The organism is Brevibacillus sp. AF8 (assembly GCF_021270385.1).
Lineage (GTDB): Bacteria > Bacillota > Bacilli > Brevibacillales > Brevibacillaceae > Brevibacillus.
On the sequence record NZ_JAGQDN010000022.1, the window covers coordinates 100,396 to 110,759 of the forward strand.

The following is a 10,364-nucleotide window of genomic DNA, read 5'->3' on the forward strand; positions in this document are numbered from 1 at the left end:
CTATGTCAATCCACACTTATGTACAAGAGAATATGCCCCACTATCTACAGCTACTCGAGGAGGCAGTCAACATGGACTCGCCTTCTCGTGACAAACAGCTGGGCGACCGGATGGCGGGCTGGTTCGCTCTGCAGTTTCAACGGCTGACAGGGGGAGTAGCAGAGCTAATCCCGAATAAGACGTATGGCGATCAGGTGCGTTGTACGCTAGGCAACGGGGAAAAACAAATCCTCATCATCGGCCATTACGATACCGTATGGCTAGAAGGAGAGGCGGCTCGCCGACCGTTTGCGATCCGGGATGAGAAAGCGTACGGGCCGGGCGTATACGATATGAAAGCGGGCGTTTTGCAAGCAATGTTTGCCATGCGGGCATTGGTAAAGCTGGATCGCCTGCCAGCAGATAAAAAAATCGTGCTCTTATTAAACAGTGATGAGGAGATCGGCAGCCCGACTTCTCGCCGACTGGTAGAAGAAGAAGCCGCGCGTTCGGTGGCGAGCTTTGTGTTGGAGCCGCCGACCGAACCGAGCGGCGCACTCAAAACATGGCGGAAGGGAAGCGCCCATTTTACCTTGGCAGTCAGCGGAATTTCCTCACACGCGGGCGTCGATCATCAAAAAGGTGTCTCTGCTATTGAAGAGCTGGCGAGACAAGTGCAATTTCTGCATGCCTTGACCGATTATGAAAAAGGAACGACCGTCAATGTGGGCGTCATCAAGGGCGGTATTGGCTCCAATGTCGTAGCCGACTCAGCAGAAGCAGAAGTAGACGTGAGATTTATCTCGATGGAAGAGGCATTACGCATTGAGAAGGTAATGAGCGAGCTCACGCCAGTGCTCGTCGGTACAAACATCAGTGTAAAGGGAGGCATTCGCCGACCACCGATGGAACGAACCGAAGAGACAGGCAAATTATTTTCCCTTGCACAATCGATTAGCATCAATGAACTAGGGATGGCTTTGGAAGAGTCGGGGACAGGTGGAGTCAGCGATGGCAATTTCGCTGCTGCTTGCGGAGTCCCGACGCTGGATGGACTTGGTGTAAAGGGTGGCTACGCCCACTCGCCGGATGAATGGATCGAACTGGGAGAAATATCGACGCGCGCTACCTTGTTGGCGCGGTTGATAGAGGAAGTATAGAGAGAAGCAAGAGAAAAAGAGAAGAGGCACCTGCCTGATGCGTAAGATGGTTGCATCAGGCCAGGTGCCTTTTTGTGCGGATAAGGAGAGGTTATTGTTTCGAGGATGTATTCAGCTTTTTCACAAAGCTGTTGAGGTAGTTCGCTCCGCGGCTGGTGAGGATACCAGCCAGCACGGCAGAAACGTAGTAGCCGCTGCCCTCAAGACCAAAGGGGTTGACTTGAAAAGCGAGGGAGAGCGAAATGCCGATGAGGATGGAGAGGATGTAAGTGGAGCGGTCTTTTAGTACGGGGAAGGCATTCTTTAAAATTTCGGTTACGGCTTCAATCAAGATCGCCATAAAAGTAAGCAGACTCAGGCTGTGAATGAATTGGTCAATGTCAATCAAAGGTTGATCCTCCTTTTGCTAGTAGAGCGGGGCGTACTTCGGGGAAAACATCCAGCCGTCATTCATTTGTGAGGGAGTTAATTAGCGAGGCGAGATTTCGCCCAAAGGCAGGTAGGTGTCACTTTCGTGGATGATGACTTGTGGAGGAGGTACGGCTGGATCGGCAACATCTAGGAAATCCTTGCTTGCATGTAGGTTTTGAGTTCGGTTTCCAGTTCTTTTACACGAAACTCCAGCTGTTGCCTCTCTACTACCAGCGTCGTGTATTTATCTCGCCACTCCTGTACGATGGTTTCAAGCTCCATGCAACGGTTGCGCCAAACATGGAGTTCTTCCCGAAGCTTGTCCATTTCCTGACGAAGCTCCTGGCGAATTTGCTGGTTCTCCTGCGAGATTTGTTGCCTGTCTGTTATCATCAACTCTTTCTTGTTGTTGTGGCGAGCAACCAGATACGTAACGATTGCGGTCAGTACACTGGATACTACCAAGGGGAGAGTGGAAGAGTTGAGTAGTGTTTGGATCATCCGTTTATTCACCTGCTTTCTCTTGTGAGGTCTATATATAGAGTAGACAGTTTGGGGAATTTCTCACGGTGGTTTGAGAGCTTGTCTTTTACCATAACTGCTTAATTTGGAAGTAAGTATAAGCGGGGAGGGCTTCTATGACGCTGTTGGCAAAAAAAGAGTAGCCGAAAAGCTCTACGTAGTCGCCGGGCTTTAGCTGAACGATGCTTGAACCGTTTAAACACCAGGAATGGTTGGAATAGGAGACGATGCTGCTGAGTACTTTATGGAGTTCACCATTGATTCGTACTTCTAGTTGTAGACCATTTGGTGAGGTGGTTGGGCTTTTGATTCGTGCTGAGCCAACGATTAAGTAGTCGCCAAGTGCTTTTGCAACAAAGCGGCTTTGGTTTTTATCGAACTCTTGGAGGGCGTCGTGGGTGGTTGTATTGAAATTGATTTTAGTGAAGGTGTCAGCTGCGTTTAAGATCTGGTCGGCGGACATGGTGGCGGTTAGGCTTGTGCCTGTTTTAGCTGGATTAAGTAACAGGTTGGAGCTGGTCAGGGTATAACCAGAGATGGCAGGGGATTTCACGGAGCCAGAAGGCGAGGTAATGACTGCTTTTACCCGTAAATCAGCATAAAGAGGGTTCTTAAAGGAATGTTTGCGTCCGAGGACTGCTGATTCCCAAGTAGCGCCGCCGTCGTTGGACAGATACCAGTCTATCGAGCCTTCTTGAAGGGTTTGGTCAGCGGTAAGCGAGGCATGGGCAATGGGAGATACGGAAGGGAGCTTGGTGCTTACAAACTCTTGGATGACTTCCCCTGAAAGAGTTCCTGTAACTATACGATAACCATACAATTCAGGAGTTAGATTTATAGTTGGCGAGTCTAGTCTGGCTCGTAAAAGCAGGGAGCTAGAGAGGGTTGGGAATGTAATTTCTTCTCCTGGTATAGCATTGAGCCACTCTAGTCCGTTGTTGTTGGTTACCTCTAAAGTCACAGTGGATTTGGACGCTCCGAAGGTGTACTCATCGATGGCTTGGTTAGTGTCGTACCTGGAGGTTAACGACAGTGTTCGTAGGACTCCGTTGCTGTCTTTGAAGGGGAAATGCTTGCCTGCAAAGGCCGAAACGGTTACTGAAGTATCGATGATGGATAAGTCGGAAGCTTTGAAGGTAGCGAGATAGTATTTGTTTAGCTCTGCATATGAGGAGTAAACAAAGTGGTAATTGGGGCCGTCAGCGATAAGTCTGGAAACCCAATTGGCGTTGATGTTTATCGCTGAAGTGGACTGAACAAGCGTTTCTGGGTGAAGGGAATACAGTTTAACTGTATAGGAATTAGTACTGCCCGTATAAATAGTTTGTATGGCGATGTACTTATCTAAGGCGGGGTCATACATCATGTCAATCGAGATGTCTTTTCCTCCGTGTGCTAGTTGTATATTTCGAACGTTCCGAAATGAACTGTCGAAAAGAAATACTTTGAAATAATTTCCGTTTACCATACCTAGAGCAACTTGGTTTCTTACTGGGTCATAGGTTGAGCACAAGTAATCCGTTGGACCTGTTGAAAGAATATTAATCAAATCAGTAACTAAAAGACCATCACTATTAAAAACATGGAATCTCGTATAAGAAGAAACTGAATGAAAGACCCATACCCTATTCTGATTATCTAGAGTCAGTGATGTTGCAATAACTGTTCCAGCGCCCAAATAAATGGAATACCAATCCCTGAAGGTGGAGCCGTCGCTATTTACAACACCGACTGCACCGTCTAGTGATGAATGTGAAATAGAGAACCAGACACGATTGTTATAGTCTACGACGTAATCTATCGATTGGAAAGGAAGAGTATGGGTAGTTCCAGTAAAGGGCAGGATCGTTCTCTCGAAAGACAGACTGCCATCAGGATTTGTTACTCTTGCATGAATCCCTGTACCGTTTACAAGTGCGACCTTCCAAGTACGATTCGTGCGGTCTGTAAATCCCATTGGCTGTGAAAAGATACTTCCAGAATAGGAAAAGCGAGTAGCTTCTGAGAAAGCGTATGTGCTGGGTTCGTTAACTACAGCGTTAATGGTTACTTTGTTTGTACTTGGGATAGTAATCGGTTTTGAATAAAAAATACCGTTTTTAATCCCAGATGAATTTCTGATTAGACGGTTAGTTGTATCTACCGTGACTCCCATAGAATTTACGTCGTCAAAATAGTTCGTGGTGCTGAAGTCTTCGGTAAAGTCAGGGGTAACCGTAGGAGTTACTCTTCCCTGTACAACTCCAGCTGTTGTCTTTTCAGAGTCGACATAAGTTAATGTATCAAATTCTTCAGAGAAGGTGCTGGAGACAGTACTTCTGTGCATTTCAAGTTCTTCTACTCGATTTGCAAGAGCGGGATCAGATGCTGTGATTGGGACTACACTTTCACCTGTTCCGACAAAAAGTTCATGGGTATCAGTTGTAAAAAGAGGCTCCCCCGCTGATGCAGCGAAGGGGAGATTGGCTTTTAAACCGCGTTTTAGTTTAATTGGTAGTGTCATTAGAATGTACCTCCATCTACTTCGGTGATCGGGGAGCCACTGCTACCGCCAGAGCCTACGTTTATTTTGTAATCTCCATCTGAGAATAAGAGGACTCGCAGATTGGTATTTCGGTTATACCCGTATTTGTAATCGACTCCGGGCATCGCCATGTCCCACGAATCTAGTAAGTCTACATCCATGGTAAGGGAGTCTAGGCTTGTTTCATCAGTGGATGATGACTGTTCGAAGTAGAATGCGCATCTTAAGTTTTTAGCTTGGCCGATCTTTTCGTCCCATTCAGAAATGTTGTTGAAATCGTCTATTGTCATTGCTTTTGCTTTGAAATCAATGGGGTTAGTAATATCAACAGTTGTCCACGAGCCATTCTTTTGTTTTGCTTCCCATGTTGTTCCACTGTCTGTACTTATTGCAACTCTTAGGACGCCTTTCTCTGTACCTGATAAGGTTAAATAGTTGATTTTTGATGTGTTGAGAAAGCTTACATCATTTTTCATTTTTATGATCTTTGGTACAGGAACTCCAGTAAGATGAGCAACCGTGGGCTCTCTTTTAGGTTTCGAAACAAGAATTTTGAGGTTGGATTTTTCTGTTAAATCTTTCAAGTATGGGGCGCATGTAGAGAGGTCGAGCATGCCTTTATTTTGAAACATATCGTCTGTAGGGGGAGCAGCACCGACGGTTTCCCAGCCGGAAGGAGTGTATGTTTTCACGTCTGTACCGTCTAGTATGAGAAATCGATTATTGTTGAATGACTCAATCAGCAGAGCAGGACGGAAGCCTCGGCCTGGAGTTGTTAGATCTGTTGAACCAGATGTCCAGTTTTTGAGACCGTTATAACCTCGAATCACACGGGCCTTTGAATTAGATTGATCGGTCGTACTGGTCCATGAACCGTGATTTACATTATTCCAGATCTGGTCATCGGTAATGTACTTATCCCATTCGTTGTCTTTATCCGATGCATTTACTCCACCTGTCGGTAGTCGCAATGCTATTTCTCTATCAGAGGATGTGAACAATTGGACAGTATAAAAGCCCACATAATAAAGTCGGTTCCATACGTAACGTTCTGATATTCTGATGCGATATTGTGTATAAGTTTTATCATTTTTGAATGAGAAGGTCTTTTTAAGACCGTGCCAGCTTGATACTTCATTTCCATTATGCAAGATATCCCAAGAAGTTCCATCGTTAGAAGCTTCGAAGAACCATTTTTTCGGACTATATATGGCATATAGATAATACGAAGTAATTCTTGTTGGTGTTGAATACTCGATCTTTAAAATCTCTTCTGTTGTTTCAGTAGCAGCAGTACTTGTCCAGTACGTTGACTCTGATCCGTCAAAAGCCTTCCATGCATGATAATTTGCTGTGTCATACTCTGTTGAAGCAGATACTTTACACGCTGCAGAAGAATACCCAGACAATCCTGGAATGGTGTGAAGGTTTTTAATTGGCAGTCCGCTTCCACTTGCAATCCCTGCTGTATTTAAGGCATCCCATGAAATGGTTTGGATATTGCGGTCAGCCATCAGCAACTTATCACCCTTGTGATTTGTACCGTACATGATGAAATACCCATCACCATTTGCACTTGTTGCAGGAGCATTGGGAAGAAGTCCTGCCATTTCTTTTCCGATAGATATGGTTCCAAACGTACCAGCAGGTGCCAAGTAGTTAAAACGAATACGTTTTCCTACAGTTAAATCTTTTACATCTACTACTTCATCAGGGTGGAGAATCCTACCATCGGCATCAATATCAATGGCATCAATCTGTATGTTCTTCACGTTCACGTTATTTGGGTCAAAACCAATACTTCCTGCATATGAAGGAACTGTAATCTCTACAGTATGCATTTTATTCTCTAACCCTATCTTTTCGTACTGTAATGCTTGAAACTTTAAATCCCCATACTGACTGAATGTTTCAGTGGTACCATCAATCGTTATTGGAACATTAGGGAATTTATTTTGGTACATGTTACCTATAATTCTGATTTTAGTGCCAATAAAATTAAATTTAATCTTAAAATCTGCACTTGTTGCATAGTTGGAGGCTCCTCCATAAAAGCTTTGATTTGATTCTCTTACGAAAGTTCCAAAGTACTTTATAGCTGGATTACCGTCGTCATACCTTTTCCACCCTTGAGCTGGTGCAGTTAATTGACCCCCGATAGGAAATTCAATAGATCCTGTATCATCTATATCAATGGCATCAATTCCAAGATAATCTGTCCCAGAATTCAATTTCAGCTCAACACGGTGCTTGCCTTCAGAGAATCCCATTTTTTCAAATACGATGACTTGTGGAGTATTTGAAGCACTTGAAGTACTTCTTTCACTAAATGTATGGGCGACCCCATCAATCGTGATTTTCGCATCTGCCGTGAAGTTGTTCCAGAAAAAAGATATGATACGAATTTTTGTTCCTACAAAGTCAAACGTTGCCGTGTCTCCTGTTGTTGAGGTGTAGGTATCTGTTAATTCATAACTACCTGCATATCCTGTTCTTTTCGCCCATGTTCCGTTATATGCAATAGACGGATAAGTGTTATCATATCGCTTCCATCCTGCCTCTGGTGCAGCTAATTGATCTCCAATTGTAGCCATGTATTACACCTCCCTATATTCAAACACTGGTCGAAAACCTGTACTCTCATAAGCTATTGATGTTTTACTCATCCCTAAGCCTTTCCATATCGGAAAATTATCCTCACTTCCCCTTCCAACTCGCCAAGTATTGTCTTGAACTTCAATAGTTCCTGTACTTGATATACGAGAACCTGTCATAGTGGTATCTTGCGTAATTGTAAAACGTACTTTGTAATGAAATACATCATCTACTGTATATCCATCTTTTATCATGCTTTGAGGAAATCCCATTAAGTACTTATCATATTCGTTGTTCACAGGAAAGCATGTTCCATTGCTCAATCTGGCATCTAAGGTTTTATTTTCATTTGCATCTGCATAAGCTACTCCACCTGTGAGAGATCGGAGTGTACCTGAAATATTCTCACTCGAAGCATAGCCTTGTGAGATATTCGAGCTTGTACTAAACGAATAGGGATTCCCTTGTATCACCTTCCCTGCATTCAGGGCATCCCAAGAGATGGAGTGTTGACACACCCTATCAGCGATCAGCAATCCTTTGGCAACTTTCACAAAATAAAATAATTTGGAGTTGTTAGTAGTGGACTCTCCTGTTACTGGCTTTTCTTCAGCCGTAGAGAATGTATCTGTCCCTAACCCAACTAATATCCCTGCTGGACTATCAGACAGGCTCCCGCTACTTCCATGGAAGGAGTACCAACACTTTACATAGTCACCGATCTGCATATCTGAAACTTTTGATCGTAACTGTCCGGTTGTTGCTGGAATGGGCATTTTTTTCACCTCAACAATTCATTGAACTTTTCGTAATACTAAACTGAGCTCTCATCGTATTCATATTCAATTCACCTTGATTTTCTCAATACTCGAATATTGATTCATATCAAGAGTCAATGAGTACACACTGTTACCAGACGGAAGCACAACGTCTTCTGTCAATTCAATCGAGTACTCAGTTTTAAGCCGTAATGTACCATCTAGCTCCATATAGTTGTCATGATCAAAGTTAGGGGCTTCGTTACTAGAAAAGGATGCAATCCCGAGAGAATAATTGTGTTCACCGGGGGCAAATTTCAAAACCTCAATAGGGGGTATTTTATAATCAGCAGTGTAGGGGATGGTGATATTTACTTCAGAGGGAGAAATAGGTGAGGCGGTAACTCCATACTTTTCTACTTGAATCATTGAAACACCGTTGCCAGGTACGTTACCCCCTGAACTACCGCCTACCGTATCTGTATAGGTGGGGAGAGTGTCTTTGTCATACCAAATGCAGCCGATGCTGTTAAGGACTGCTTTATCACTAAGGTTGGCTCGAATGACAAGAGAATTACCTGGCAAGAAAGTGTTTAAATCAACTAGCTGATTCAATGGAACACCTGCTGTGAACGTGGTTCCTCCATCGAGTGACAAATCAATGCGGATATTGCCCTCGTACTCTGCATCCAGCACAAGATGGGTTGGCGCCTTTGCCAATGGAATCGGTTTGGAAACCATGACAGGATTTTTATCAGATGTTTGCAGTATTTGTATTTCAGTAACGGTCATGTATGTGCTTTTATTCCATACGGTTACTTTAACTTCATTAATTAGATAGCCCAGGTTGACAGGGTAGTGCCATGAACCGTCACCATGTACTCCTGTATCGTTATTTGAAGCGAGATTAATTCTTGGGGTAACTGCTTCCCATTGACCTGTTGATGGATTTTTGACAAAAATTTGATGATCGCAATAATCGTGTCCGCTCTGTCCTGAACTACCATTCATCCAAAGTATGATTTTATATATTTCTACGGGTGTCACCCATTTCATGAATAAGTCAGCACTTGCACCACTCTGAAGCCAGCAATCAGTATATCCACCTGATGTTGCAATGGCATTATCATCTGCAATTTTTTCAACAGAATAGTTAACTGTCGTGCTATTTGCTTTGAATGGTCGATAGGAAGAATTGTTGTTATTATAATCTCCAACGGAAGAAGCGGTCTGTACACCAAGTGTTTGCCAGCTATAAATAGCGCCTGCAGATTTGATGACAGTTCCATTGGTTATTTGAAAGGATTCTGACTTAGATTCATCAATTCCCGACGTATCCTTAAAACAATCTGCATACAGATTGTGCCGAACAGATGCCCCTTGATTTTCCTTTTCCAAAGTACGATAAGCATTACGCAAAATATTAGTAGCAGCAACAACGTCTACTAACGGTTTGGTACTGCTACGATCCCCGCCTCCCCCTTCTTTGCTTGGCATCTCAACAAGCATACTATCGTCATACCAAGTAAATCCTAACGATTTTAAACTGCCTGTAGACGGAATGTTAGCTCGTAATTGGAGGTTTGTACCTTTTAGTGAAGAGGTATCGATTAGCTTGTTTAAATCGATGTTGTTTACCCAAGTTGTTCCATCAAGGGTCAGGTCGAAGGTGACCGCGTCAGTATACTCCGCAGTTGTAATAATCTTCTTTGGAGAGCGGCCAACATTAACTGCCTTAGTCACGAGCGTAACAGCGTCAATAGCTTCATAGAATTTAATCTCGTGCCAACCGGTATAAATCACTGGGTATGCCCTGAGATAACTGCGAAGCTTGGCCAGGCGGTAATAGCGGTATGCAGAAGTATTGGTGAAGTTGTGTTCTGTTTCTGAATCAGTGTTTACAGGAGATCCTGCGTATATATCTGTCCAATTCGTATCATCGTTTGAACCTTGAAGCGTAAACGAGGCAATACTGTACTGTCCACTGGAAATTCGAAGAGGTTTAATTGCGAGCTTAGTAATAATTTTGGGGACGAAAAAGTCAATTTGCCACCAATGACCTTCTGCCGGAGGAGTCGCTCCATTTGAATAATAGTAATCAGTTACATTTCCGTTGATTCCCATCCATCCAGGGTAAACAGATGTTTCACTAGACGAGGTTACGTGATAAGGGGTGGGTTCAGTTGGACTGGACATGATGATGTTTGTATCGTAAAGCCCGGGTGAGACAGTACCATTTATAATGGCAAAAGAAGATGACTTTTCGGTATCAATTCCTGAGGAATCGCTAAATACATCTACATACATGTTGTTTTGACGATAGGCGGGTCTGTTATGTGTTTCCGCATCACGGAAGGTATTCAGCAAAATATTGATTGGGGTCTGTAAATCAAAGGAACTGCTTGATGCTCCCCC

The 10,364-nt window shown here is 43.7% G+C and carries 7 protein-coding genes; 1 reads left to right on the forward strand and 6 read right to left on the reverse strand.

Annotated features, from left to right (window positions below; genetic code table 11):
• Nucleotides 1-2: 2 nt before the first annotated feature.
• Entirely contained in the window at nt 3-1,139 is a 1,137-nt protein-coding gene (locus tag KB186_RS23480) for a M20 family metallopeptidase (protein ID WP_173610660.1), read from the forward strand.
• A gap of 91 nt (nt 1,140-1,230) precedes the next feature.
• Here the strand turns inward: KB186_RS23480 and KB186_RS23485 are convergent, their stop codons facing one another.
• The 6 genes from KB186_RS23485 to KB186_RS23510 form a co-directional block, all read right to left on the reverse strand.
• Nucleotides 1,231-1,527, reverse strand: coding sequence for a hypothetical protein (locus tag KB186_RS23485; RefSeq protein ID WP_106652499.1), 297 nt, complete (start codon nt 1,525-1,527; stop codon nt 1,231-1,233).
• 170 nt (nt 1,528-1,697) lie between these two features.
• Complete coding sequence (locus tag KB186_RS23490) at nt 1,698-2,051, reverse strand: hypothetical protein (protein ID WP_047072301.1); 354 nt, start codon at nt 2,049-2,051, stop codon at nt 1,698-1,700.
• 88 nt (nt 2,052-2,139) lie between these two features.
• Nucleotides 2,140-4,575, reverse strand: a complete 2,436-nt coding sequence (locus KB186_RS23495) for a hyaluronate lyase N-terminal domain-containing protein (RefSeq protein ID WP_232774462.1) — start codon at nt 4,573-4,575, stop codon at nt 2,140-2,142.
• Nucleotides 4,575-7,190: a hypothetical protein gene (locus tag KB186_RS23500; RefSeq protein WP_232774463.1), complete on the reverse strand. Its 2,616-nt coding sequence runs from the start codon at nt 7,188-7,190 to the stop codon at nt 4,575-4,577. The genes KB186_RS23495 and KB186_RS23500 overlap by 1 nt, the downstream gene beginning before the upstream one ends.
• A 3-nt stretch (nt 7,191-7,193) precedes the next feature.
• A complete protein-coding gene (locus KB186_RS23505; protein WP_173610657.1) occupies nt 7,194-7,967 on the reverse strand; it encodes a hypothetical protein in 774 nt (257 codons plus the stop codon).
• Nucleotides 7,968-8,033: 66 nt separating this feature from the next.
• A partial coding sequence (locus KB186_RS23510) for a discoidin domain-containing protein (protein ID WP_232774464.1) occupies nt 8,034-10,364 on the reverse strand: 2,331 nt, incomplete at its 5' end.